The 24909-nt window shown below is 38.2% G+C and carries 35 protein-coding genes; 33 read left to right on the top strand and 2 right to left on the bottom strand.

All coding sequences use genetic code 11. From position 1 onward, the window contains the following. Nucleotides 1-2: 2 nt before the first annotated feature. The 22 genes from GQ590_RS01945 to GQ590_RS01840 all read left to right on the top strand — a co-directional run bounded on the left by GQ590_RS01945 (nt 3) and on the right by GQ590_RS01840 (nt 15482). Complete coding sequence (locus tag GQ590_RS01945; RefSeq protein WP_160406174.1) at nt 3-368, top strand: hypothetical protein; 366 nt, start codon at nt 3-5, stop codon at nt 366-368. Beyond that, entirely contained in the window at nt 334-600 is a 267-nt protein-coding gene (locus GQ590_RS01940) for a hypothetical protein (RefSeq protein WP_160406175.1), read from the top strand. The genes GQ590_RS01945 and GQ590_RS01940 overlap by 35 nt, the downstream gene beginning before the upstream one ends. Then, nucleotides 572-943, top strand: coding sequence for a hypothetical protein (locus GQ590_RS01935; protein WP_160406176.1), 372 nt, complete (start codon nt 572-574; stop codon nt 941-943). The genes GQ590_RS01940 and GQ590_RS01935 overlap by 29 nt, the downstream gene beginning before the upstream one ends. A 208-nt stretch (nt 944-1151) precedes the next feature. Then, the gene (locus GQ590_RS01930; protein ID WP_160406177.1) at nt 1152-1514 is read left to right on the top strand and encodes an HNH endonuclease; all 363 of its coding nucleotides are present in this window, start codon (nt 1152-1154) and stop codon (nt 1512-1514) included. A gap of 94 nt (nt 1515-1608) precedes the next feature. After that, complete coding sequence (locus tag GQ590_RS01925; protein WP_160406178.1) at nt 1609-2094, top strand: phage terminase small subunit P27 family; 486 nt, start codon at nt 1609-1611, stop codon at nt 2092-2094. A gap of 2 nt (nt 2095-2096) precedes the next feature. Next, entirely contained in the window at nt 2097-3821 is a 1725-nt protein-coding gene (locus GQ590_RS01920) for a terminase large subunit (RefSeq protein WP_160406179.1), read from the top strand. Next, nucleotides 3815-3994: a hypothetical protein gene (locus GQ590_RS01915; RefSeq protein ID WP_065611385.1), complete on the top strand. Its 180-nt coding sequence runs from the start codon at nt 3815-3817 to the stop codon at nt 3992-3994. Before GQ590_RS01920 ends, GQ590_RS01915 begins: the two co-directional genes overlap by 7 nt. A 2-nt stretch (nt 3995-3996) precedes the next feature. Beyond that, complete coding sequence (locus GQ590_RS01910; RefSeq protein WP_160406180.1) at nt 3997-5250, top strand: phage portal protein; 1254 nt, start codon at nt 3997-3999, stop codon at nt 5248-5250. After that, a complete protein-coding gene (locus GQ590_RS01905) occupies nt 5238-6170 on the top strand; it encodes a S49 family peptidase (RefSeq protein ID WP_202112836.1) in 933 nt (310 codons plus the stop codon). Before GQ590_RS01910 ends, GQ590_RS01905 begins: the two co-directional genes overlap by 13 nt. Nucleotides 6171-6232: 62 nt before the next feature. Next, nucleotides 6233-7504 (top strand): phage major capsid protein, encoded by a 1272-nt coding sequence (locus tag GQ590_RS01900; RefSeq protein WP_160406181.1) that lies wholly within the window; start codon nt 6233-6235, stop codon nt 7502-7504. Between the two features lie 78 nt (nt 7505-7582). After that, nucleotides 7583-8119 (top strand): Ig-like domain-containing protein, encoded by a 537-nt coding sequence (locus GQ590_RS01895; RefSeq protein ID WP_160406182.1) that lies wholly within the window; start codon nt 7583-7585, stop codon nt 8117-8119. Between the two features lie 11 nt (nt 8120-8130). After that, on the top strand, nt 8131-8442 hold the full coding sequence (locus GQ590_RS01890) for a head-tail connector protein (RefSeq protein ID WP_160406183.1): 312 nt from the start codon (nt 8131-8133) through the stop codon (nt 8440-8442). A gap of 4 nt (nt 8443-8446) precedes the next feature. Continuing rightward, nucleotides 8447-8776 (top strand): phage head closure protein, encoded by a 330-nt coding sequence (locus GQ590_RS01885; RefSeq protein WP_160406184.1) that lies wholly within the window; start codon nt 8447-8449, stop codon nt 8774-8776. Further along, the gene (locus tag GQ590_RS01880; RefSeq protein ID WP_160406185.1) at nt 8769-9197 is read left to right on the top strand and encodes an HK97-gp10 family putative phage morphogenesis protein; all 429 of its coding nucleotides are present in this window, start codon (nt 8769-8771) and stop codon (nt 9195-9197) included. The genes GQ590_RS01885 and GQ590_RS01880 overlap by 8 nt, the downstream gene beginning before the upstream one ends. Beyond that, nucleotides 9194-9520 (top strand): DUF3168 domain-containing protein, encoded by a 327-nt coding sequence (locus GQ590_RS01875; protein WP_160406186.1) that lies wholly within the window; start codon nt 9194-9196, stop codon nt 9518-9520. Before GQ590_RS01880 ends, GQ590_RS01875 begins: the two co-directional genes overlap by 4 nt. A 66-nt stretch (nt 9521-9586) precedes the next feature. Then, a complete protein-coding gene (locus GQ590_RS01870) occupies nt 9587-10066 on the top strand; it encodes a phage tail tube protein (protein ID WP_160406187.1) in 480 nt (159 codons plus the stop codon). Continuing rightward, the gene (locus GQ590_RS01865) at nt 10066-10437 is read left to right on the top strand and encodes a phage tail assembly chaperone (RefSeq protein ID WP_160406188.1); all 372 of its coding nucleotides are present in this window, start codon (nt 10066-10068) and stop codon (nt 10435-10437) included. Before GQ590_RS01870 ends, GQ590_RS01865 begins: the two co-directional genes overlap by 1 nt. Before the next feature lie 14 nt (nt 10438-10451). Beyond that, complete coding sequence (locus GQ590_RS12815) at nt 10452-10730, top strand: DUF4035 domain-containing protein (protein WP_160406242.1); 279 nt, start codon at nt 10452-10454, stop codon at nt 10728-10730. 5 nt (nt 10731-10735) lie between these two features. Then, nucleotides 10736-13996, top strand: coding sequence for a tape measure protein (locus tag GQ590_RS01855; RefSeq protein ID WP_160406189.1), 3261 nt, complete (start codon nt 10736-10738; stop codon nt 13994-13996). A 48-nt stretch (nt 13997-14044) separates the two neighbouring features. Continuing rightward, entirely contained in the window at nt 14045-14461 is a 417-nt protein-coding gene (locus tag GQ590_RS01850; RefSeq protein ID WP_160406190.1) for a hypothetical protein, read from the top strand. A gap of 28 nt (nt 14462-14489) precedes the next feature. Next, on the top strand, nt 14490-14915 hold the full coding sequence (locus tag GQ590_RS01845; RefSeq protein ID WP_160406191.1) for a hypothetical protein: 426 nt from the start codon (nt 14490-14492) through the stop codon (nt 14913-14915). Between the two features lie 21 nt (nt 14916-14936). Beyond that, a complete protein-coding gene (locus GQ590_RS01840; RefSeq protein WP_160406192.1) occupies nt 14937-15482 on the top strand; it encodes a hypothetical protein in 546 nt (181 codons plus the stop codon). 29 nt (nt 15483-15511) lie between these two features. Here GQ590_RS01840 and GQ590_RS01835 read toward each other — a convergent pair whose 3' ends face one another. Both GQ590_RS01835 and GQ590_RS01830 read right to left on the bottom strand, forming a co-directional pair. Next, nucleotides 15512-15706 carry a hypothetical protein gene (locus tag GQ590_RS01835; RefSeq protein ID WP_160406193.1) on the bottom strand — a complete coding sequence of 65 codons (195 nt, stop codon included), beginning with the start codon at nt 15704-15706 and terminating at the stop codon, nt 15512-15514. Further along, complete coding sequence (locus GQ590_RS01830; RefSeq protein WP_160406194.1) at nt 15690-16109, bottom strand: hypothetical protein; 420 nt, start codon at nt 16107-16109, stop codon at nt 15690-15692. Before GQ590_RS01830 ends, GQ590_RS01835 begins: the two co-directional genes overlap by 17 nt. Before the next feature lie 121 nt (nt 16110-16230). On the opposite strand from GQ590_RS01830, the gene GQ590_RS01825 reads away from it, so the two are divergent. The 11 genes from GQ590_RS01825 to GQ590_RS01775 all read left to right on the top strand — a co-directional run bounded on the left by GQ590_RS01825 (nt 16231) and on the right by GQ590_RS01775 (nt 24889). Further along, nucleotides 16231-16413: a hypothetical protein gene (locus tag GQ590_RS01825; protein ID WP_160406195.1), complete on the top strand. Its 183-nt coding sequence runs from the start codon at nt 16231-16233 to the stop codon at nt 16411-16413. Then, nucleotides 16400-17257, top strand: a complete 858-nt coding sequence (locus tag GQ590_RS01820) for a KilA-N domain-containing protein (RefSeq protein ID WP_202112835.1) — start codon at nt 16400-16402, stop codon at nt 17255-17257. The genes GQ590_RS01825 and GQ590_RS01820 overlap by 14 nt, the downstream gene beginning before the upstream one ends. Nucleotides 17258-17310: 53 nt before the next feature. Beyond that, a complete protein-coding gene (locus GQ590_RS01815) occupies nt 17311-17874 on the top strand; it encodes a BRO family protein (RefSeq protein WP_160406196.1) in 564 nt (187 codons plus the stop codon). Nucleotides 17875-18200: 326 nt separating this feature from the next. Next, nucleotides 18201-18380: a hypothetical protein gene (locus GQ590_RS01810; protein WP_160406197.1), complete on the top strand. Its 180-nt coding sequence runs from the start codon at nt 18201-18203 to the stop codon at nt 18378-18380. Between the two features lie 18 nt (nt 18381-18398). Then, nucleotides 18399-18872, top strand: a complete 474-nt coding sequence (locus tag GQ590_RS01805; RefSeq protein WP_368669147.1) for a type II toxin-antitoxin system death-on-curing family toxin — start codon at nt 18399-18401, stop codon at nt 18870-18872. A gap of 62 nt (nt 18873-18934) precedes the next feature. Continuing rightward, nucleotides 18935-19264 carry a phage tail protein gene (locus GQ590_RS01800; RefSeq protein WP_160406199.1) on the top strand — a complete coding sequence of 110 codons (330 nt, stop codon included), beginning with the start codon at nt 18935-18937 and terminating at the stop codon, nt 19262-19264. Continuing rightward, complete coding sequence (locus GQ590_RS01795) at nt 19261-19626, top strand: hypothetical protein (protein ID WP_160406200.1); 366 nt, start codon at nt 19261-19263, stop codon at nt 19624-19626. The genes GQ590_RS01800 and GQ590_RS01795 overlap by 4 nt, the downstream gene beginning before the upstream one ends. Nucleotides 19627-19630: 4 nt before the next feature. After that, a complete protein-coding gene (locus GQ590_RS01790) occupies nt 19631-20335 on the top strand; it encodes a phage minor tail protein L (protein WP_160406201.1) in 705 nt (234 codons plus the stop codon). Between the two features lie 3 nt (nt 20336-20338). Continuing rightward, nucleotides 20339-21055 carry a C40 family peptidase gene (locus GQ590_RS01785; protein WP_160406244.1) on the top strand — a complete coding sequence of 239 codons (717 nt, stop codon included), beginning with the start codon at nt 20339-20341 and terminating at the stop codon, nt 21053-21055. Further along, nucleotides 20998-21639, top strand: a complete 642-nt coding sequence (locus tag GQ590_RS01780) for a tail assembly protein (protein ID WP_160406202.1) — start codon at nt 20998-21000, stop codon at nt 21637-21639. The genes GQ590_RS01785 and GQ590_RS01780 overlap by 58 nt, the downstream gene beginning before the upstream one ends. Further along, nucleotides 21632-24889 (top strand): phage tail protein, encoded by a 3258-nt coding sequence (locus tag GQ590_RS01775; RefSeq protein WP_160406203.1) that lies wholly within the window; start codon nt 21632-21634, stop codon nt 24887-24889. The genes GQ590_RS01780 and GQ590_RS01775 overlap by 8 nt, the downstream gene beginning before the upstream one ends. The last annotated feature ends 20 nt before the right edge of the window (nt 24890-24909 follow it).

Raw genomic sequence — 24909 nt, 5'->3', positions numbered from 1 at the left:
TCATGAATAAAAAAATAGCAATAACAATCTTTGTTCTGATCGTGTCGTTAATTTCAAGTAATGGGTTTTGGATTTATAACTCTGAACGCCTAAAGGGCAGAATTGCAAAAATACAATTGAGTTACGCTCAAGAAGATTTGAAGCGAGAGAAAGAGTATGTTGGTAAGTTGGAATATCAGCGCGAACTGACAAAAAGTTCAATCGAAACAGTTGTGCAAGAAACAAATCTTTATATGAACTTAAACGAGCAGTTACAAGGTGAGTATGATGTATTACAGAAAGACATGGATGCATTACTTAAAAGTGACGATTGCGGCAATAGTAATATTGCTGATGATGTTCGCCACAGGTTGTTCTCAACAAACTAAAATTCAGTATGTAACTCCGACTTACGTTCCATTGCCAGATGCCATTTCGAAACAAAATCCTGAACCGGCAATAACAGAGCAAAATCTTGTTAAGTGGAAAGATGCGCTTAAGTTAATGAATGAATATAAAACATGGGGTGAAAAAGAACGGAATCGTGCTAACTCATGTATAACTATTTACGAAAAAATGATTGGTGAAAATAATGCAAACAGTAAAGATAAACACAAATAACAACACAATTATTAGCGAATGTGATTCAGTAGTGATAGCTAGACCTGGTCAGTTAATGTTTGATTCAACAATTGCCGAGGCCAAAAAAAAGGGGTATGAGAGACCAGAGCATATGATTTGCTATGGGAGAGCCACTGAAATTGAAAAAGGCGTTTATCGCGATGATAGTAAGGTTTTTATTATTCCTCGTTGCATCAACGATAATACGATGATCATAGGATTAGTTTGTTTATCAACAGATGATAAAAATGATAAAGAGGAACTTTCATATTTGTTTATTTATGAAGGTGAAAGCGTCTTTATAACAAACTCTAATGGTGTCGAGATTGAGGTGTTGAGGTGAGATGTAAGGCAAAAGGCTGTTGTGTTTGTGCGTATTCAGCAAGTGGTTATTGTGATAAACATTTATACATGATCAAGGTGAATAAAATAAAACGCAAAATGGATTGGTCTGTTTGTAGTAAGAAGGGATGTAAGAACAAAACATCGCAAGGAAAACGTTACTGTTCTCAACATAATTGGTTTGTCTAGTTTGTCTAATTTGGAGTAATATGCCAGCTCGCACACCGAAAGCTTGTAGAAAACAAGGTTGCCCACGGGTTACAACTGATGCGTCAGGTTATTGTACAAGTCACAAACCAACTGAGAACGGTTGGGCTAGGTACCAAAAGGGTCGTTCAAGACATGAGCGAGGTTATGGATCATCTTGGGACAAGCTAAGAAAACAAGTCTTGCAGCGTGATAAATATATTTGTCAGTGTGATGAATGTAAGGGATTGGGTTTGGTTAAAGAAGCCACTCACGTTGATCACATCATTGCCAAGGCTCATGGCGGAACAGATGACCTAAGTAATCTGCGTGCAATTAATAAGCACTGTCATGATAAGAAAACAGCAAGAGAGCGGCTTAGGTAGGGGGGATCAAATCTCTGTAGCTTTTCTTCCTGAGTACCGCCCCCCTAGTCAAATTTTTACAACCGCGAAAAATGAACTTTAAATTGGAGATGTTATGGCTGGAGCAAGCGGACGGTCAGGACGTAAGCCAAAACCAGTCGCAATAAAAAAAATCACTAATAATCCTGGTAAACGAAAACTCAACAAATATGAGCCAACATTCACTCCGATTGTGGGAGTTAGTCCTCCTGAATGGTTCGTAGAAGCTGGTTTACAACTGGCAATACTCATGTGGGAGCTAACAGCAAAAGAGCTGTGTGCCGAAGGACTATTGTGTGTAACCGATTTGAGTATTCTTGAGCGTTGGTGTGTCGCATATGAATTTTGGCGTAGAGCTGTAATTAATATTGCTCGGCAGGGTAATACCGTGATCGGCGCAACTGGTGGACCAGTAAAAAATCCTGAGTTAACTGCTAAAAAAGAACAAGAATCTGAAATGAACACAACTGGTGCACTGCTGGGTTTAGATCCTAGTAGCCGCCAAAGATTGATTGGTTTAGCGACTAAAGAAAAATCAAATAACCCATTTAGTAATTTATAGTTATGGCTAAAAAATCATATAAAAATGTTAATGCTGCAAATCAATATGCAAGAGATATTGTTAAAGGGAAAATTATTGCGTGTAAATATGTAATTGATGCATGCCAAAGGCATTTAGATGATTTAGAACAAGAAAAAAATAAGTCGTTTAAATATAAATTTAATAAAGATCTTGCGGAAAAAGTATGTAAATTTATTCAATTATTGCCACATACAAAAGGTGAGTGGGCATTTAAAAGGATGCCGATCACATTAGAGCCGTGGCAATTATTTATATTTTGTTGTGTATTCGGATGGGTTCATAAAAAAACAAATTTACGTCGATTTCGTGAAGTGTACACTGAAATTCCGCGTAAAAATGGGAAGTCGGCAATTTCAGCAGGAACGGGGTTATACTGCTTTTCGGCGGATAATGAATTTGGTGCAGAAGTTTATTCTGGTGCCACAACTGAAAAACAAGCGTGGGAAGTTTTTCGCCCAGCTCGATTAATGTGTAAACGAACACCTCTTCTTTGTGAAGCCTTTGGTATAACCGTAAATGCTTCTAATCTTAGTCGAATTGCAGACGGTGCTCGCTTTGAACCATTGATCGGTAATCCTGGTGATGGTGCTTCTCCTAGTTGTGCAATTGTTGATGAATATCATGAACATGATACCGATTCACTTTACACAACAATGCTAACCGGTATGGGTGCGCGCAAACAACCGTTGATGTGGGCGATTACAACCGCAGGTTATAACATTGAAGGTCCTTGTTATGACAAGCGTCGAGAGGTGATTGATATGCTAAATGCAACAGTCCCAAATGACGAACTGTTTGGCATTATTTACACGATTGACGAAGGCGATGACTGGACAGATCCCTCCGCGCTTGAAAAGGCCAATCCCAATATAGGTATTTCTGTTTATCGTGACTTTTTATTAAGCCAACAACAAAGAGCAATTAATAATGCAAGATTGGCAAATACGTTTAAGACTAAACATTTGAACGTGTGGGTTTCAGCAAAATCAGCATTTTTTAATATGATCAGTTGGGCAAGCTGTGAAGATAAAAGTTTATCGTTAGAGCAATTTGAGGGGCAATCAGTAATACGTGGATATGATTTGGCCAGAAAATTGGATATGAACAGTGGAGTCAGGCTATTTCACCGAATTCTTGATGGTAAACGCCATTATTATTGTATTTCTCCAAAGTTTTGGGTGCCCTATGACACTGTTTATGGTGCAGATGTTGAAGATAGAAAAACAGCAGAACGATTTCAAAAATGGATTAATACTGGGCATCTAGATGTTACTGACGGTGCCGAAATTGATTATCGTGAAATATTACATGATGCTATTGAGTCCAACAAAGATAATCCTGTCACAGTTTCAGCGATAGATCCGCACGGAGCTACAAACCTATCACATCATTTAGCTGACGAAGGATTAAACCCAGTCACAATTATTCAAAACTTTACTAATTTAAGTGATCCAATGAAGGAATTGGAGGCTGCTATTCAGTCGGGTAGGTTTCATCACGATGGTAACCCCATTTTGACGTGGTGTATTAGTAACGTTGTTGGAAAAAACGCACCAGGTAATGATGATATTGTTCGACCAATAAAAGAGCGAAACGAAAACAAAATTGATGGAGCGGTAGCGTTAATAATGGCTATCGGTCGAATTATTCTATCTGAACAAGATGACGAAGATTCAATTTACGAAAAAACGGATGTCTTATGCTAAACATAATTATTTTTTTAATTGGGGTTCTGGGAGGGGCGTTAGTCTCTTACGGAGCATGGCTTATATTGCCCGCATGTGGTTTTATTACTGCAGGTTGTATTTTTATCATGTGGTCATATTTTGCTTCAAAGGTGATTGCTAACTCACAACAAATTGAAAATAAAGAAGGTTAATAATGTTTACTCCCTCAATGTTCAAAGGGCATAAAATTCAACAGAGTGGAGCTTGGCGTTGGATTAGCTCTATTTCTGGAAGATCAAGCTCGGCAGGGGTGATGGTAAATCGTGAAACAGCATTTGCACAAAGCGCAGTTCAGGCCTGTGTTACTCTTTTAGCCGAGTCTGTAGCACAGTTGCCCTGTGAACTCTATCGTCGTGGTAAAAATGGACAGCGAGAACGAGCAACAGATCACCCTTTATATGATTTAATTCATAATCAGCCAAATAAAAAAGACACTATTTTTGAATTCAATGAACAAAAGCAAGGCTATCTTGGCGTTGATGGAAATAGTTATTCATTAATAGAGCGTGACGGAAGTGGTTATGTAACAGAGTTAATCCCTGTAAATCCTAAAAAAATTCAGGTTTTAAAAGGTCCTGACGGATTACCGTATTACAACCTTTTAGATCACAATGAAATTGTCCCCATGCACATGATGCATCATGTTAAAGCATTTTCATTTGATGGTTTTGTGGGTGTTTCACCGCTACAAACTAATGCCGATGTTATCGGTTTGAGTATTGCCGTTGATCAGCATGCATCACAAGTGTTTGCTAATGGCACAACAATGAGTGGCGTAATAGAACGTCCTAGTGATGTCAAACCGATTGAGTCCCAAGAAAAAGTTGACGCTATTTTAAATAAATGGAGAGAAAAGCATAGCGGTATACGCAATGCATTCTCAGTAGCGTTACTACAAGAGGGCATGACTTACAAACAATTGGCTATGGATAACGAAAAGGCACAACTACTAGAAAGCCGCCAATACGGCGTAATTGAAGTCTGCCGATTATATAAAGTTCCTCCTCATATGATTCAGTCCTTGGACAAAGCCACATTTAGCAATATTGAGCATCAAGGGTTACAGTTTGTTATTTATACCTTATTGCCTTGGTTAAAACGTCACGAAGCAGCAATGATGCGTGATTTATTATTACCGTCAGAACGTAAAGATTTATATATTGAATTTAACGTGTCGGGATTGCTTAGAGGCGATCAAAAAGCACGGTATGAATCATATGCGATTGGCAGGCAGTGGGGGTGGTTATCTGTCAATGATATCCGAAGAATGGAAAACCTAACCCCAATATCTGGCGGCGATACTTATTTAACACCGTTGAATATGATTGATACATCAATGTTAACAGGAATTAAAAAAGCAACGCCATCTCAAATAAAAGAAATAGAGACAATATTATGCCGAAATTAATTAATTATCCTCATCTAGCAAATCAGGTTTTTGGAGTTCCTCATTATGCAACACCGCAAACATTGAACGCAGTAAAAGCGGTTGTCGTTCCTCGTATGCTAAGCGGTTCATTGACATTATCAGATCTTGAATTGAATAAAATCAATTTAAGCACGAATGATGTTGAAGTAACTGCTGTGACAAGCACCGCTAGCCCTGTTAAAGTTATCCCTATCCACGGTTTGTTAACTACACGTCGTGGATCAATCAATGCCGCCTGCACTGAGCTTGTTAGCTATGAGAAATTACGTACTGATATCAATCAAGCACTGAATGATTCCTCAATAAAGGAAATTGTGCTTGATATAAATTCTGGAGGTGGATCCGCAACAGGTTGTAAAGAGCTGGCTGATTTTATTTTTCAAGCAAGAGAAATAAAACCAATAACGGCTATTGTTAATTATTGCGCTTTTTCTGCTGCTTATTTCATTGCTTCGGCATGTTCTAAAATTATTATCAGTGAAACATCAGGAGTTGGATCAATTGGTGTAATTCTAGAACATATGGAAATGTCAAAGCTGGAAGAAAATGAAGGTGTTAAATTTACAACACTCTATCGAGGTGATTATAAAAATGCAGGTTCAATTCATGAGCCATTAAGCGATCATGCTCTGGAATTTCTTAACGCACAGCTTGACTGGATGTATAAATTATTTACTGAATCAGTTGCTAAATATAGAGGTGTTGATGTTCAAACGATTATCAATACACAAGCAAGATGTTATTTTGGTAATGAAGCAATAAGCGCAGGACTAGCGGATGAATTACAAACGCCTCAAAATGCAATTAATTTAATTGCATCACAGTATCAACAACAAGCAAAAGCTCAAAATAACATTAAGATTCGTGCACAGGCAATTGATCACGCATCACGAATTTAATAATTTTTACTCTCATCAAGCGACTTCGGTCGCTTTTTTTATATCTAAATCAAGGTGAAAACATGTCTAAAATTCTAGAATTACGAAGAAAACGTTCAGAAGTAAATGATAAAGTGCAAGCTTTAGCTAAAAAGTCAGAAGCGGGGTTAACGAGTGATGAGTCCGCTCAATTCACTCAACTTTGTACTGAATTTGATGAAATTACAGCGCAAATAGAACAACTTGAAAAAGCAGAAAAAATGCAAGCAGCTATTGCACAACCAGTTAGTGCCGTTAATGCTCCGGCAGTTGTTGTTAAGCAAGATCTTAAACAATATCCTGGTGCCGGGTTGGCTAGAATTGCCATGTCTATTGCTGCAGGTAAAGGTAATCTTCAAGATGCTGCAAAATTTGCCGAAACAGAAATCGGCGACAAAGGCGTTTCAATGGCAATTAGTACTACACAAGCATCGGGTGGTGCATTAATTCCGCAAAATTTATATAGCGAAGTGATTGAGCTTTTACGTGATCGTACTGTAGTTCGAAAACTGGGGGCGCGTTCAATCCCATTACCAAATGGTAATTTGAGTTTGCCTCGTATGTCAGGTGGTGCAACAGCTTCCTATGTTGGCGAAGGTAGTGATGCAAAAGCCACAGAGTCAAAATTTGACGATGTTAAATTAGCGGCTAAAACAATGATTGCGCTTGTTCCGATGTCTAACCAATTAATTGGTCGAGCAGGTTTCAATGTTGAACAAATGGTATTAGCTGATGTGCTGTCAGCAATTGCAGTGCGTGAAGATAAAGCCTTTTTACGTGATGATGGTAGTAATAATACACCGAAGGGTTTTAAAGCCACGGCCTTGAGCAATTCACGTAATGTTGATTGGTCAGGGGCTGTGGATTTGAACGCAGTTGATAAATATTTAGACTCATTAATTTTAAAACTGATGGAATCAAACAGCTTGATGATTAAGTGCGGCTGGGCAATGTCGCCTCGCACGTGGATGCATCTGTATGGGCTTCGTGATGGTAATGGCAATAAAGTTTATCCAGAAATGGCTCAAGGGATGTTGAAAGGCTATCCAATTGAGCACACAAATGCAATCCCATCGAATTTAGGTGCTGGATCAAATGAAACTGAAATTTATTTTGCTGATTTCAATGATGTCGTAATTGGCGAAGATGGCAATATGACAATTGACTATTCACGAGAAGCAACATATATCGATGCTAACGGTAATCAAGTTTCTGCTTTTGCTCGTAATCAGTCCTTAATTCGTGTTGTTACTGAACATGATATCGGATTCCGTCATCCAGAGGGGTTGTCATTCGGATCAAAAGTTACTTTCTAATTTAGGTAATTTTGTCTAATTAAAACATATCAATAATAAGGCCATCAATATCGATGGCTTTATTTTTAGGAGAATATTATGAGCAAAACTAAAACCTTAGTGGCTGATGCACAATTATCTGTATTATCGATAAACAAAGAGCAAATCGTAGCAAATGGGACAGATCAAGCTGTTATTACAATCCAATTAAAGGACTCTGACGGTAATGATATTAAAAATCTGTCTAGTGAATATAAAGTAGCGTTAATTTCTGAAAGTAAAAGCATTTTGTCTGCACTAACAAGCAATGATAACGGTACATATACATGCACAGTTTCAACAACTAATGTTGGTGCAGAAACATTTAGCTTTAGCGTGAATGATGTGGTTAATCAAAATTCAATTGAATTGAAATATATTGAAGAAAAAAGTCCTGGTTTGCCGCCGTTACCGCCTGATGATAAAAAAACACAGCAACAGCAAAAAGGTACTAAAAACGATACTAAAGTTAAAGTTATTGTTGAATTTATTTGTCCTTTTAGTCGTTATTCACGTGGTGATATTGCGGGTTTTGAAGCTAGTTATGCAAAAGAATTAGTTGAAACACGGAATGTGGCCAAGCTTTATAAAAAATAATTGGTGCTTCAATGATTGTTGACTTAATTGATGTGAAACGCTTTCTTCAAATTGAAGATGATATAACTGAGCACGATCCTGTTATATCTGCATTGATTGAAAGTGTTCATAAAAGAATCGAAAGAGAGTGTAACTGTATTTTTTTACCAAAAGATACAGAGTTTCCTTGTTGTGATGGTAAGCGTTATTTTATTGCCGAAGCTGATGTTTTACTAGCAATAAAGATTCTTGTTTGCAATCTGTTTGAAGGGCGAGGAGGTGGTAGTATTCCCGCTCATGTTGAAGTTATGCTACATCCGTTCAAAGAACATGCAATTGGATAGGTTTATGCAAACTGGTCGCTTAATAAATCGTATTGTTTTTCAACAAAAAACAAAAGAAAAAGACGAACTTGGACAAATAACAGAAAAATGGAATGATGTTATTACGCTGTGGGGGGCAATAACAGATCAGACTGGAAGAGAATTTAATTCAAGCCAGACCGAGCAGTCTGTCTCAAATTGCACAATTACCGTTAGAAAATATAAAAATGTCTTAATAACTCCTGATATGCGGGCATGTCATAACGGGATTATTTATGATATTAAAGCCGTTTTAACAAATGAAAAGCAGACTCATCTGCAGTTACCCTGCCAAAAAGGCGTACGTTATGATTAAACCCACGTTATCAATAGCTGGATTTAAAGAGCTTGAAGCGGACTTTAAATTACTGTCAAAAGCAGAGCAACGAAAAGTTTCAAAAAAGGCTGTGCGTGCAGGTGCTGTTGTTTTTCGTGACGCTATCCGTGCAAGTGCGCCAGTTCGAACTGGACGCTTGAGGCGGTCTATTTCTGTAGATACAGCAAGAGGCTCGCTAACAGCAGGTGTTAAGTTCAAAAAAATTCGAGTCACAAAGAAATCAAAAAAAGGGAAAAGTAAACAAACTTTGCCATTCTACTGGTGGATGATCGAAAACGGGACATCAAAAATGTCAGCACGTCCATTTGTGCGTCCCGCATTTGATGCAAATGTAAAAAAGGCAGAAGATGCAGCATTTGAACAGTTTTTAAAAGATATCGATGAGATTTTCTTAAAATGATAGAAGCTAAAATTAATAACACACTAAAAACATTGTGCAACGGTCGAGTTAGCCCATTAGTTGCGCCACAAGGAACTAGTCCGCCATACTTGTGCTACACAAAAGTTTCAGAAGTTTATGACGATGTTATGAGCGGACAATCATCTGTTGAGTATTGTTTTCAGATTGACATCTATGCAAAAACATTGCTCGAAGCTGAAACTATTAAACAACAAGCGTACGAAAAACTGAAACCGTTAAAACCATTCAATATCACTAGTCGCCAAGACTATGAAACCGAAACCGAGCTTTATCGCTCAACGTTAGAATTTTTCATTCAATAAATACACATTTAACCATTTTATGCCGCTTAACTGCGGTTTTTTTATTTTATTTTTGGAGATATTAATATGCCAGAAGTTCAAGAAGTACAAAGTGAATACACAAAAACAAGGGATGTCGGTGTTTTTGTTAGTAAAGATCCGTCCCTTAAATTTATCGCCTCAGCAACAGCAAAACTCAGCTTAGAATGCACTGTGACCGATTACTCAATGACAGCGCCTGAGGGTGAAGAAATCGACGTATCGACCCTTTCATCAATCACAAAAGAAACCATTAGCGGCTTACCTGCTGAAGCAACGGTTTCGATGAATGCTAACTTTGTTATCGGTAATGTGGCACAGCAAGTATTACGAAAATCGTACGACACGGGAGATAACTACGCATTTCAGATCAAATATGAAGACGGTAGCTCAATCGACTGGATAGCACGCGTAACAAGTTACGAGTTTAAAGGTGCAAAAAACGGCGTGGTAACTGGCTCTTTCTCATTCAAAGTTAAAGGCAAGTTCGTTTTTAATGCTCCAGCTGCTAATCAAGGACAAAAATAATGAATTTAAAACAAATTATTACAGCAAAAAATTCAGGCTTTCGCACAAAAACGGTCCATGTCGCCGAGTGGGGTGTGGAGGTTACTATTCGTGAGCCTTTGCACACTGATTTTAATCGGTATATTAAGACAATCAAAGATATCACAGATAATGAAAAACTGACTGATCGAGAAAAAGATTTACTAAACATTAAAGCGGAAGCAACGCTATTTGCAACGGTTTTGCTTGATGATAACGGTGATTTTGTTTTCAGCAATGATATTGATGATTTAGTAAAAAGCTACGGTCCAGTCCACACTCGACTAGTAAATGAGGCTTTTAATCTACTTGGCTTGAAAAGCGAGCCGATAAAAGAGGCTGAAAAAAAGTAGAAAGCGATCCTGAGCTGTTTTTTAAGTTAAAGCTTGCATTAAGGCTCGGTAAAACTCTTGCCGAGCTTGACCAAACATTAACGGCTAGAGAGTTTTATTACTGGGTCGCATTCGACAAATTAAACCCGATTGGTGACGAAAGACATGATTGGCACGCCGCACAAATATCTTCAAGCATTTATCGCTCACAAGGTGCAAAAGTCGAGTTTGACGACTGTTTACTTAAATTCAAAGAAGAAAAGAAAGAGCCTGTGAGTATCTTTGATGCTTTATCTAATTTACTTGGGAAATAACTAAAATGGCAACATTGCGAGAATTGGCAATCCGAGTTACTGCCGACTCATCATCATATCAACGAGAAATGAGCAGGGCATCACGACTTGGCACAGATTATTATAAAACAATGGAGGAACGCTCAAGGCGTTTTGATGCATACATTGCTAGCAATAATCGTTCAGTTCAAGCACTGAACATGCAATTAACACAGCTAAAATCATCAGCGTTAAGTGTAGCTACAGCATTTGCAGGTGGATTTGCCTTTACTAGCATTGTCAATATGGCTGATGACTGGGGACAATTAGCTGTTCGTGTAAAAATGGCGGTTGAATCAGTTAATGGTTCTGCTAGTGATTATGAAAATGTACAAGATAGACTTCTTACGATAAGTAATCGTAACGCTAAAGCTATCGAGGATTCACAAGAGCTGTATATTGCTACCGCTTCTTCAATGAAAGATCTTGGTTATAGCATTGACCAAACTGTTGACTTCATCGAGGCTATGTCAAATAGCTATACAATGAATGCGACTTCAGCTGACAAAGTAAAAGTTAGTATTGATACAATCAATAAAGCCATGATTACTGGGAAAATAACCGGTAAACAATGGACTCAATTGATGTCTTCAACATCAAACATTGCATCAGCGTTAGCAGACTCAATGGGGATAGCTGAAAAGGACGTTAAACGCCTTGGCGTGAATGGGCAAATATCAATGCAACAACTTGCTGATGCAATGATAAAGGTTAAAGATGAAACTGGTGCAATGGCCGATGCAATGGGTTTCACAGGTAAAGATGGTGTAACGATCCTGACTAACAGTTTTAAACACTTGATTGGTGAGTTTAATAAAAGCCATGGCATTACCAAAAGCCTTGCAAACGGGTTAATTCTAGTTGCAAATAATATTGAACTGATCGGTATCGCTGGGGTAGCCTTTACAGGTATCGGGTTATCCAGATATTTCGGTAATCTTTCTAACTCAGTCGTCAATGCTACAAAGACAACATTAGCAAATAGAGCTGCACAAATATCTCAAGCTCAGGCGCAACTAGCAGCAGTTAAAAGCTTGCAATTAAAAGCAGTTGCAGAAGTAAACGCAGCTCGATTTGAAGCACAGCGCGCAGTCGGTTTAAAAGCCAGTCTTGTTGCGCAAAATAATTTAACAGCAGCTATTAATCGTCAAACGCAAGCAAATAATGCGCTAACTGCTGCACAAACAAAAGTAAACGCATTAACTAGTAAATTTAATTTATTAACTCGTGCTGGTAGCGGTTTATTAGGTCTACTCGGTGGGCCAGTTGGATTGCTGACTACAGCGGTATCAGTCGGTGCGGCATTTTTTGCAATGGGCGACGGCGCAGATAAAGCCAAGAAGCCGCTTGAAGAATTACAATTGCCTGTTGACGAACTTCTCGCTAGATTTAAAGAGTTAAATAAAGGTAAACAACAGTCAGTTACATCAGAATTGACATTGAAAGTTAATGCAGACTCTAAAAGAGTTGATGATGAAATAGATAACCTGCAAAAACAACTTGAAAAAAAATTTAAAACGGCTTGGAAAGCGAACGGCAATTATTCAGTTCAACGGATCGTTACAAAGGAAGACCAATCCGCCATACATGACTATATTGATCAATTTAAAGCGCTAAAAAAATCATATGACGAAGGAGCTATAAGTAAGCATGATTTTGGTAACAAGGTCGGTGAGCTTAATGAAAAATTTGCAGATGCGGTTGGAAAAGGGCAGGAATTTAAAACAACATTAGGAAGTATGACATCGGCTGTGCATTCATCAATAGATGCTTTGGCAGAGAGCAAAGAAAAATTAGATGCGGTGGGCAAAGCCTCAGCTGAAACAGCTAAAGAAGTAAAAACGCTTGATGTGGCTGATTTTCCGAATTTAGAAAATCAACTTGGCGTACTTAGTCAGCAACTTGATGTCAGTAAAGTTAAGTCCGAAAGCGGGGCGGAAGCAGCGTATGTATTAGCTGGCTTACAACGGGCTGCCGGAGATGCTGCTATTGAACACGCTGCTGATTTAATTGCTTTAGCAAAAGGTCAGGAGCTAACTGGCAAAATGTCAGAAGAACTTACTGAAAAGCTTAGATTATATACAAAAAATCTACGTGAAAGCTTCAAACTACAAGAGGGCTTCAAACACTCAAAAACGATCAAGAGCGCAGCAGAGCTGTATAAGTCGCAGTTAGACAAACTAAATAGTCAAATCAACGCTTACACTGATATCACTGAGCTACAAAAAATCCGCAGGCAATTAGCGGAAGGGGAATTAAGTAAGCTAACTGATATTCAAAAGAAAGCATTAGAATCAAAAGCTATCGAGTTAGATAAGCTAAATGCGCAAAAAGAATATAAATCAATTATGGATTCTTTGCGCACTCCAGCGGAGCAACAGCTAGACACTTACAAGCAACATTTATCGATTATCGAAAAAGCAAATCTTTCATTAAAAGAGCGTGAAGAAATGCTTAATAGAATGGCTAAAAAAGCCGCTGAATCAGCACCGACATTTAGTTATCACAACTCTTACAACGGCTTAGGTAGCGATTTACTGAATGTAGCGGAGGATGACAAAAAACTTCAAGATTGGCATGAGCAACAGTTAAAATTGTTTGATGATTTATTGAAAAAAAAGGAAATCAAACAGCAAGAATACGCTGATGCTATTGTTAAGATTGAAGAAACTATGCAACAAAAGCAAAAGGATATTCAGTCTGCATACACACTCGCAACGATCGGAACATTCTCATCATTAACTGGCTCTATTGCTGATATGTTTAAAGAAACTGCAGGCGAATCATCTGCTGCATACAAAGCGATGTTTGTAGCTAGTAAAGCCGCTGCTATAGCACAAGCGATAATTAGTACAGAAGTTGCGGCAGATAAAGCATTAGAGTTTGATCCGACTGGCGTCATGTCTGGAATTACACGAGGTCTGGGTTATGCGTCAGTAGGTATGATCGCAGCTCAAACAATTTCAGGAATGGCACATAGCGGTATTGACAACATCCCAAAAGAGGGTACTTGGCTACTTGATAAAGGTGAGCGTGTAGTTGATGCTAGAACAAACGCTGATTTAAAGGATTTCCTGCAAACCTCGAATAAATCAGGCGGTAATATAACCGTAAATGTGCCCGTAAATGTTGGTAACAGCGGTTTATCAGAGGAGGACGGAAAAGCTGTCGGAAATATGATAAAACAATCAGTACTAGCAATTCTTGAAGATCAAATACGCCCAGGGGGACAGCTAAATAGGCGTTGATTTAATGGCTTAAATTTCATACCATTAGCCAAAAGTTAAGGAGATGGTATGAAAAAAATTGTATTTTTGGGGTTAATGAGTTTTACGTTGATAGGGTGCTCGTCGTCACCAGTGTCAAATGATGTAGCAGTAAACGTTCCGGAGAAGCGGATATATAACCAAGATATTTTTGCAAAAAAAGAAAATTCAGGGATGGTTATTATAAAAAGAGACAAAGGATTTGTAAGTAGCGCTTGCTCTGATTCTCTTTTTGTTGACGGAGTTAAGATTGCCGATTTAAATCCTGCGGAAAAAGTTGTTATTTATCCGATCTTAGGGAAAAGAATTTTTAGCATGGTGGCAAATGGAGTTTGTGGTGGAGGAGTGGTTGAAGTTGAAGGAGATGTTGAAAGAAGTCAAGTTTTAACATATAGGATTGCTCACTCCCTAAATGGCGGATATGGTATTTATAGAACGGCGTTCTAAATGGACTAATCATTTATAGGAGGATAGTATGAAAAAATCATTAATTTTAGTCATTATTGTTTCTTTTCTTTCTGGTTGCTCAACAACTCCTCTTTCATTAAATGAAATAAAGGATGTGCCGGGGGAGAGAATATTTGGCTATCAAAACAAAGTTGATAATTATGCTAACTTAGTATTAATAAGAGACAAAGGCTTAGTTGGAAGCGGTTGCTATATAAATGTATTTATTAATGGTCAAGAAGTCGCAGAATTAGAAACAAGAGAGCGTGTTTCACTGTATGCGCCAAGTGGTAATATAATAATAGGCTCATCTCTTCAGGGAAGTGGATTATGTAGCTTTAATCCTCCACGCCGTGAACGTGAATTTTCTTTCAAAGATGGAGAAAGAAAAGTGTTCAGATTATCTATAGATCAAAATGGAAATACAGATATAACACCAACAACTTTATATTAAAGCCATTTATAAGGAAACAGTATGAAAAAATTATTATTATTAACGTGTTTAGGTTTTATTTTCTCTGGTTGCAGTGTTCACCATCAATTTAGTGATAGGTTGTCTTATCAATCACTAAAGCAAATAAAATCAGAGATACATATAACTCAAAAACAAAACTTAGATATTACATGGATTCCTAATGATTTTACGTCACGAATTGATATACAAGGGGCATCAGGATTGCTAGGTAGTGGAACTCGTACTAGAATTCCAATCGGCATTGGTCTTTCATCAAGAATAGAAGAAGCAATTAGCACGTACGCAGATTTAAATTCTGGTGGTAGAAAGTTAACATTAATAGTTAATAATGCTAAAACAAAATTCACTTATGGAGCAACGAATATTGATAGTGCGAGTGTATATTTAAATGTAACATTTGAATTATCAGGCAATAGGTGGACTAAAGAATTTTCTACTAAGCAGAATGATAGCGGTGTAAAAGATGCAAAAGTTACTTCGGTTATTGAGTATGCGTGGGATCAGATAGCTTTAGATGTGGCTAGAGAAATAGCTACACACTTATAATCAAACCCTCTAAGAGGGTTTTTTATTGGTTATTTTGAAAAGTGCTTACCAAAAAACCATGCAAAAGCGAAAAATAAAATAAATCCAATGGGGTTACTTAAAAAGATACTCGTTAATGTGCTTTCAGGAACATTTCTCGCTTCAATCAGTAAATCTTGCGCAAATACAAAATTGCTAAAAAACAGCGATAACATGCATAGTATTAATTTATTCATTGTTTTCATTTTTGGTCTCCTTTTCTGGAAGATTTATTTTTAAAAGAATATTTTTTAGATCATCAAGACCCTCAGATATAAAGTTTAATGCTTTTTCTGTTTTCATTTTAATGACTTTTTCATTATTCATATTTGCTAATCCTAAGGCTGAATTCACTGTTGATTCATGTTGCCTCAATTTATTATTAGCCTCATGGTAGAGTTTTTTATATTTTTCAGAAAGAATAAGTTCATTGATTTTCATATCCATTTCATCAATTGAACACGCAAGTCGATTTTCTAACGCTATTGTTAGTTTAAGCCTATATGCGATTTCAGAGTTAAGGCTTCTGAGGTTGCTTTTCGAGCTATTTTCTAAATATGAACGTACGTCATCATCTAATCTCGTTGGGAAAGGCTTTATTGTGTTCATAGTGTGATTCCTTTTGACTCATTGCAATAATATAGTTTTTATAAGAAGTATTGACAACTGAATCATTATGATCCAAAATAAGCGTGTAAAATAAATGTAAACACAAAAAAGGGGGATCATTTTGATTCATGGAGTAAGTAAAATTAAACCGTTTCCAACAAGAATGCCTGATGATTTAAGGGAATGGTACGAGAAAGAGGCTGAATGTAGCCGACGATCGCTAAACTTTGTGATAGTTGAAGCTTTAGCAGAACATAAAGAAAAGAAAATCAAACAAAGAGAGGTAAAAAATGCAAACATCTAGAAAAGCAAAAACCCCAAGTGCGCCAACACCTGAGGTCTTAAGAATTAATCCCACTAGAAAAGGAACTAACAACATGAGAAACACTAACACAATTAATTCAAATTGTCCAGTAATAGCTGGAATCTCTATCACAACCGATAAAGAGGGTCGATATAATCTTAATGCTTTGCACAAGGCGAGCGGAGGAGAAAAGAAAAACAATCCTAGCTACTGGCTATCATTGCAAGGAACTCAAGAGCTTATATTAGAACTTGAGCAACAATTGAGCGATACCGAGATCTCGGTATCGGTTGTTCAATCAATAAAAGGGGGATTGAATCAAGGTACATTCGCCCATGAGTTACTAGCAGTATCTTACGCAGGTTGGATTAGTCCAAAATTTCAGTTAATGGTAAATCAAGTATTTTTAGATTATAAAAAAGGTGAACTGAAAAACATCCAAAAACCTTTTAAATCTTATTTACCTGAATATCGACAAGCCAAAGCAATAGAATTATCAGTCAGAGCATTAGATAAGATGTTTAGCAATCTGCCACATTTGAGCGAACAGTCTAAGCAAGCTATCTATGCCGATACAATTAATCCGATTGCTGGTAAAAATGTTATTCCGCTCCCTAAACTTGAAAACAAAACATTTTCAGCTAGTGAGGTGGGTGATTTACTAGGCGTATCCTCAAACAAAATTGGTCGTATAGCTAATAAGCTCAACTTAAAAACAGAAGACTACGGAATTTTCGTACTCGATAAGTCACGTTCTTCTGATAAACAAGTTGAAACTTTTAGATATAACGAAAAAGCAATAGATGTAATCAAAAATCATCTTATTAATAAAGAAATCGCTTAATCAATTAACAAATTATAAGCCCTCTAAAAAGGGGGCAATTACGAGGATATAGCATGTCAAATCAATTAATGTTTCACAGCACAGTCGTGCAACCAGTTAAACGTAATAATCAAATTTGGATCACGTCCACCGAGCTATCTAAGCTTTTACAATATGCAGATTCTAAATCAGTAACAAAGATTTATAGTCGGAATAAGGATGAGTTCACCGATAAAATGACAATGGTGGTCAAATTGACTACCAATGGAATAAACAACAGTCTGCGCAAGAAATCAGTCCGAATTTTCTCGCTTCGTGGAGCGCATCTAATCGCAATGTTTGCTAGTACGAATGTAGCAAAAGAAGTGCGTAAATGGTTGTTAGATTTAGCTGATAAAGAGGCAGGTCATTCACAAACAAGAAAAGATATGATTGAGGTAAACAGAACTAATTTGATTTGTTTAGTTCATCACATGATTTGGTTGAACGATTTCTACATAGATAATCGTTTATACGACGTTTTTAAAATGCTCGGCTCTAATTTTGGCGTCAGACTTCACGATCATTTTGGCGACGGGGCTTTTGTTGCTTCAATGTTTAAACAACAGCTAGAAAAGAAACAATTACGGCAAGTATAAGTTAACGACTGTAAGAAAGAAGGCAGAATCCTGCCTTTGGTTAAAAAACAATCACAATCAAATATACGAACAAACCACCTTAGGGTGGTTATTATTATCAGTTATCATTCATAATGAAGACGACTTAAAGCTAATGTGTTGATTTGTAAGGCAACCCAGATTTGGGTTACGAGTAGCGTGTAACAGTCAAAAATATAGCACCTATTAATTTTTGTGATTAGTATAAATTTTCTTTACTCTTTACCTTATGGTATTTATAATCAACTTAAGGTTGAGAGCTTATTAGTTCTCAGCCATTCTTATATAAAAACTAATGAGGTGAATTTATGGGTCACGCACAAGTAAAGGAACATCGTCTTTATATTCCTCCACGTGACAAACATGTAGAGGTTAAAGCAAAACCTGCGTTAAGTAATGACTGCAATCATAATGAGCAAGTTTTAAATGCCTTTGCCTTTGGGTTCGCTCGCTACAAAAAAGCCATGAGAGACTTATCAAAGGTTTAACGAATGCTAGTGTCACAAATTGGGGAAATAGTTGATGGAATCAATTTTCTTTCAGTTGATGATATAAAGCTTATCAATTCATTGCTAATTAAACTACAGACACCTAAAGAGTCTATATATGTTCGTGATGAGAATACCTTAGGCTCATCCCAAGCTAGACCCAGTCTTTACAGATATCACGAACAAACAGAGGATATTTTTAGGTTAGCGGCTGTTCTTATTGAGAGTTTAATTAGAAATCACCCTTTTGCAAATGCTAATAAAAGAACCGCTATGTTTTCTGGTTATCTATTTTTACTATTAAATGGGCAAGAGTTAAAAGCTCCTGACGCAGAAGTTGTTGAAATGGGCGTTGGAGTCGCTACAGGAAAGTATAGTGTGGAGGAGTTAGAAAACTGGCTTTTCGGTTGGTCACAAGAATTTGACTCACGAACTCTTTGCGTTAGTAATGCGCATTCCATTGAAAAACTGATGGGTTCTATTAAAAATTAGTAATAAATAAAATCAAACCTAAAGCTCGCAAATGCGGGCTTTTTTTATGTCTGGAGAAAACTATGGAAACATTTCACTGGCAAGTTTCGCCGAATATGAGTGAAAAAGCCGAGCCAAAAATAAAAACCATTAAATTCGGCGATGGCTATGAGCAACGAATTCGGGACGGCATTAACAACGATCTGCGCTCATACAGTGTCACGCTAAAAGTAGCACGAGAAGATGCGCAACACATCAACGACTTTTTAACACGGCAGGGTGGGCTTCATGCATTTAAATGGATAGAGCCGAACTCGCACAGATTAATAACAGTTAAATGCCCAAGTTGGACATCTAACGTTATGAACACAGCAACAACAATAACCGCAACATTTGAGGAGGTAGTCGCATGAGTGATTTAGATATCAATGTACACAATAAACCAATAATTGATAACAAATTTATTGCAGACGCTGAAATAAAATCATCAGCTATTAGCGATGTGATAATTGAAACAATTCATTACAAAGGATTACGAATAAGGTTGCACGAATTAAGTAACGGTGGTTATACAAAGGAAAAAAAAGATTACCCCTACAGCGACTTCGTGCCAACATTAAATGTATCAATCGAAATTAAAGGAATAGACAAAGCTAATCCGACGACAAAGCTGTTATCTAAATATGCTGAGGATTTGACTAAACATACTGTTATTGGTGAGTTTTATGATAATGCTCTTGCATATGCTAAATCAATTATTGATCAATTGAGGTAGTCGCATGATCCCCAAAAAAATGTTACTTGATATCACAAAAATAGCGCAAGATGCGATTATTGACCTATATGAAGTCGATTTAACGAAGATCGTGGGTAATAAAACGATATTTCGATTTCATAACGGATTAAATGAGCTGAGACGTCCAATAACGTGGCAGGGTAATATTTATGAGCCATATCCCATTAAAGTAGAGGGTTTTGAAAAGAGTGGGCAGGGTGTAAGTAACCGTCCGACAATGAGCGTCAGTAATGCCATGGGCTTTATTACTGGTCTGATTGCTGATTTTGACGGCTTACTTGGCGCAGTTGTTACACGTCACGAAGTGCCCGTTAAATACTTAGATGCGGTGAATTTCGAGAACGGCAATCAATATGCCGATCCGTTTTGTGAAATCATTTCGAACTATGTTATCGAACAAGTCAAACAACAAAATTCAATGGTGGTTACGTTTGAATTAGCGTTACCGTGTGAGTCTGATGGCGCCTTAATTCCTGCTCGTGTTATTGTCGCTAATACCTGTAGCTGGATATATCGCTCGTCAGAATGTGGTTATACCGGTGGAGCAGTAGCTGATGAATTTGATAAACCAACTAACGACATCACAAAAGACAAATGTAGCGGTTGCCTTACTGGCTGTAAACTGCGTTATGGCCAACACGGTATTCTTCCATTCGGTGGTTTTCCAACTGCCGCAAAACTCTCTTAATTAATTATGAAAACACAAATACTTAATCACGCCAAACAATGCGGTGAGGCTGAGTGCTGCGGATTTGTTATTGATAATAAAATTTATCTGCCATGCAACAACATCTCATCCACACCAACCGAAACATTCAAGATAGCAACCGAGGATTGGATAGACGCAGAACAAAAAGGGGAGATAACTGCGGTAGTTCACTCTCATCCAAATGGTTTACCAACACTCAGCCAAGCCGACCAGTTTTATCAACAACAAACGGGGGTGGGCTGGTGGCTAGTTTGTGATAACAAAATTCACAAATTTAGGTATATCAAACCGTTACTGGGTCGTGAATTTAATCACGGTGAGACCGATTGTTTAACACTAGTACGAGATGCGTACATGTTAGCAGGTATCGATTTACCTGATTATGAACGGCAAGATGACTGGTGGCATAAAGGGCAAAATCTCTATTTAGATTTGTTACCTAAAAACGAGTTTGAACAAGTGGATGATGTCCAAGAGGGCGATGTTATCTTAGTTTGTCTTGGCTCAACAACGCCCAATCACGCAGCTATTTATATCGGCAATCAATTTATCTTACATCACTGCCCAAATCGTCTCTCTAAACGGGATTTATACGACGGGTTTTGGCTTAAGTACACACATTCAATTTGGAGGCACAAACAATGGCAATTGTCAGGTTTTACGGCAATCTTAAACAATATGGCGATAAGTTCAATATGAGCGTTGAAACAGCAGCGGAGGCGATGAATGGCTTATATTGTCAAATTAAAGGCTTGAAAAAGCAAATCATGGACGGCTATTTTCGGGTGCGAATTAACGGCGTAGATATGAACGAGGACAATTTACAGTTTGGTCTACACAGCCGAATCCCACAAAATGCCGTTATTCATATTGTACCAAAAACCGAGGGTGCAAAAGGTGGGGCATTTAGCTTTATCGCTGGCGCGGTGATGTTTGTTGTTGGGGCTTTCTTGTATTGGACACCTGCAGGTTATCCATTAATGGCAGCAGGCTTGGGCTTAATGATTGGCGGTGTAGCCATGATGCTAACCAAATTGCCAAAAACGGACAAATCAGCAGACGGTGGCACGAATAAAAACACCTATTTTTCTAATCTGGACAACACGATAGCGCAAGGTGCGCCTGTACCGCTTTGTTACGGATTAACCAAAATCGGCTCTAAAGTACTGTCACAAGGGCTTGAAACATTAGACGACACGATAGATTCAGATAAACCGCCATTTTTCCCACCAAAACAAGATGGTAACAATATTGCTATTAAGGAGCCAAAATTACATGGGTAAAGGTTCAAAAAAGGCGAAAACGCCTAGCGAAGCTCGTGACAATCTCAAGTCACATCAACAGCTTAGTATTATTGATTTACTGTGTGAAGGGCAAATTGAGGGGCCTGTAAACGGACTACAAAGCGTATTTTTAAACGACACACCAATTCAGGCGTTCGACGGTTCGTATAATTTTAACGGCGTTAATGTTGAATGGACGTCAGGTATTCAGTCACAAGCGCCGCTTGAGGGCTTTCCTGCTACTGAAAACGAAGTGCCTGTTAATTTGGAAGTGAAAGCAACAACGCCGATTGTGAGAACCATTACCGACCCAAACATTGACAGGGTACGTGTCACGGTTGGTGTGCAGTCGTTAAGCTCAACTGATAACAAAGGTAATATCAACAGAACCTCAGTATCAATGGAAATTCAAATCGGTGTGGGTAGTATCTGGAAAACGGTAAAAACGGTAGATTTAATCGATAAAAAAACACGCTCACAGTATTTAACTTCGGTTGTTCTAGATGATTTACCACCCAAACCGTTTAATATTCGGGTATTGCGAAGAACACCAGATAGCACATCATCACTGTTAGTCAATAATACATTATGGAGTTCGTACACTGAAATCTACGATACTAAATTTTCATACCCGAATACCGCAGTGGTTGGACTAAAATTCGATTCATCGCAGTTTAGTGGTGTGCCTCGTCGTAACTATCTCATTAAAGGGATGATAGTTAAAGTGCCTGATAACTACACCCCCGAAACGAGAGAGTATAAGGGCTTTTGGTCAGGGAATTTCAAGCTTGCTTGGACCAATAATCCGGCGTGGATATTTTACGATATTTTGACCAATACACGCTACGGCATGGGGAATCGAATTGGTCAATTTGGTGTTGATAAATTTGCGTTATACACGATTGCTCAATACTGTGACCAACTAGTCGATGATGGTTTTGGTGGTAAAGAGCCAAGATTTACTTGTAATTGCTACATTACTGAGCAACGGCAGGCGTACGATGTTATTCACGACCTGTGCTCAATCTTCCGAGCCATGCCAATTTGGGACGGTACGCAGTACACTGCGGTGATGGACAGACCAAGTGACCCAGTCGCTATTTATGCAAATGCCAATGTCGTGGAGGGGCAGTTCAACTACACATCAGCAGCGCAAAAATCACGTCATACAGCAGTGCATATTCGCTATGTTGACCCGAATAATAACTGGGAGACAACGACTGAGTATGTTGCTGACGATGAACTAATTAAGCGATTTGGTTTAAATGTTGCACAAATCGATGCGTTTGGTTGTACGTCGAGAGGGCAGGCTCATCGAGTTGGTAAATGGTTAATTCAAACTGAAAAACTTGAAACACAAACGGTTACGTTTAGCGTTGGCCGTGAAGGTATTCGCCATTTACCTGGCGATATTATCGGTATTGCCGATAACGATTTTTCAGGCACTACAATCGGCGGACGAATTTTAGAAGCAAATGGTAGCACGATTACGTTAGACCGCGATATTGACATTAAAAGCATGAAAAGTGCGTATTTAAGTGTGACTGATACAAATATGCAGCTACAAAAAGTCAAAATCCAAGCACAAATTAAACCCAATCAAATTGTTTTGGTGAATAGCGTTAGTGTTGATGAATATTCTGTTTGGGGGCTATATGACAATAAAATCAAGCCACGATTATTTAAAGCTATAACGATAGCAGAAAATAGCGACGGCACTTACTCAATCACCGCGCTACAACATGAACCACAAAAAGAGGCGATTGTTGATAACGGGGCTAAATTCGAAGCTGAGAGTAATACAATTTTCGGCTGGTCAATTCCGCCTGTTGAGCAACTACAAGCTGAAATAATCCCAGAATCTGATTTATATCAAGCGCGATTATCATGGTCCACACCTCGCACGATTCAAAACTTGAAGTTTGAAGTGAAAGTGTATCGTGATGATAAATTGATTAGCAGAGAAACGGTTAATGATACTGAGTATTATCTATCGGACCTACAACAAGGTAAATTCAATGCGACCGTGCGAGGAGTAGCAGAAGACGGACGATTGGGCGATGAAACCACGATTGCTTTTTCGATTCTGCCGCCAGCTAAACCATCGGGCTTGGTACTCACGCCAAGTAGTTTTAATGTGGCTATACGCCCTGTTATGACTTCCGTATCGAGTTTGGGTACACAATTCGAATTCTACAAAGGCACAACAAAGGCAGAAGTTGAAGCAAAAGCTCATTATCTTGGCCGAGCAATGACGTTAACTGATGTTGATTGTCAGCCTGACACCGAGTACTGGTACGGCGTGAATGCAGTTAACGTAGTTGGTCGTTCAGAAATGTTCATCGCTAACACCAAAACGTTAATTGCAGAAAATGGTGCAGGTGGGTTATTTAGAATTCAAACACAGGACGGTAAATTCCCGACTAATAATGATGAAGCTACATTGATGTTTTATCGTGAATTTGGGTTTTATCCGGCGAGAGACACTACGCTAATCGTTTATTCATTAGACGGTGCAGGCAAAGTAGCACACTCTGAAGCAAGAATGTACAACGGCGCACAATGGGTTGAGCCTGCTATGTTTTTAGACGGTGATTTAATCGCAACAGGCACAATGCGAGGTGATAGATTAATTGCTGGCACTGAAATCAGAGCGCCATTAATAACTGGCGGTAAAATGGTTGCGGGAAGTGTTATCAGTTCTGGAAATCCGCCTGCTTTTGAACTCTGGGAGGACGGCACGCTAAACGCAAGACGAGCTAATATCTCAGGCAATATTTACGCTAACTCAGGGCAATTAAACAATGTTGTGATTAATGAGAATTGTCAGATTAAAGGAAAATTGACAGCAATGCAAATTGTTGGCGACATTGTAAAAATGTACACGTGCGCAAAAAACGGATCTGTGACTATTTGGCCAGAACCGTTTTGGAGAGATTTGGTTATTCTGCCTGTAACACTGGTCGCTGTCGGACACAAGGGTGAAAGTTGGGGTGATGAGCATTCAACCCCCAATTTTTGGGACTATGGTAGACTTGATATTATCATCAGAAATAATGTAAATTCAAATATCATCGTAAGAAAAATAGAAACTTCACAAGTAAATCTAACCGCTAGCGAAACCGTTTCAGTAACAATACCACCGAATGCTAAAGTGTCTGTTAGCACGCAAACAGACAAATATAAACAAGCTGGCATACCAGGGTTCATCACAATATTGACCTTTAAAACAAACCGACCGCTCTCGTAGCGGTTTTTTATTATCTGGAG

The sequence above is a fragment of the Gilliamella sp. Lep-s35 genome (genome assembly GCF_009795845.1).
Lineage (GTDB): Bacteria > Pseudomonadota > Gammaproteobacteria > Enterobacterales > Orbaceae > Gilliamella.
This window is presented reverse-complemented; position numbering and strand designations above follow the sequence as displayed.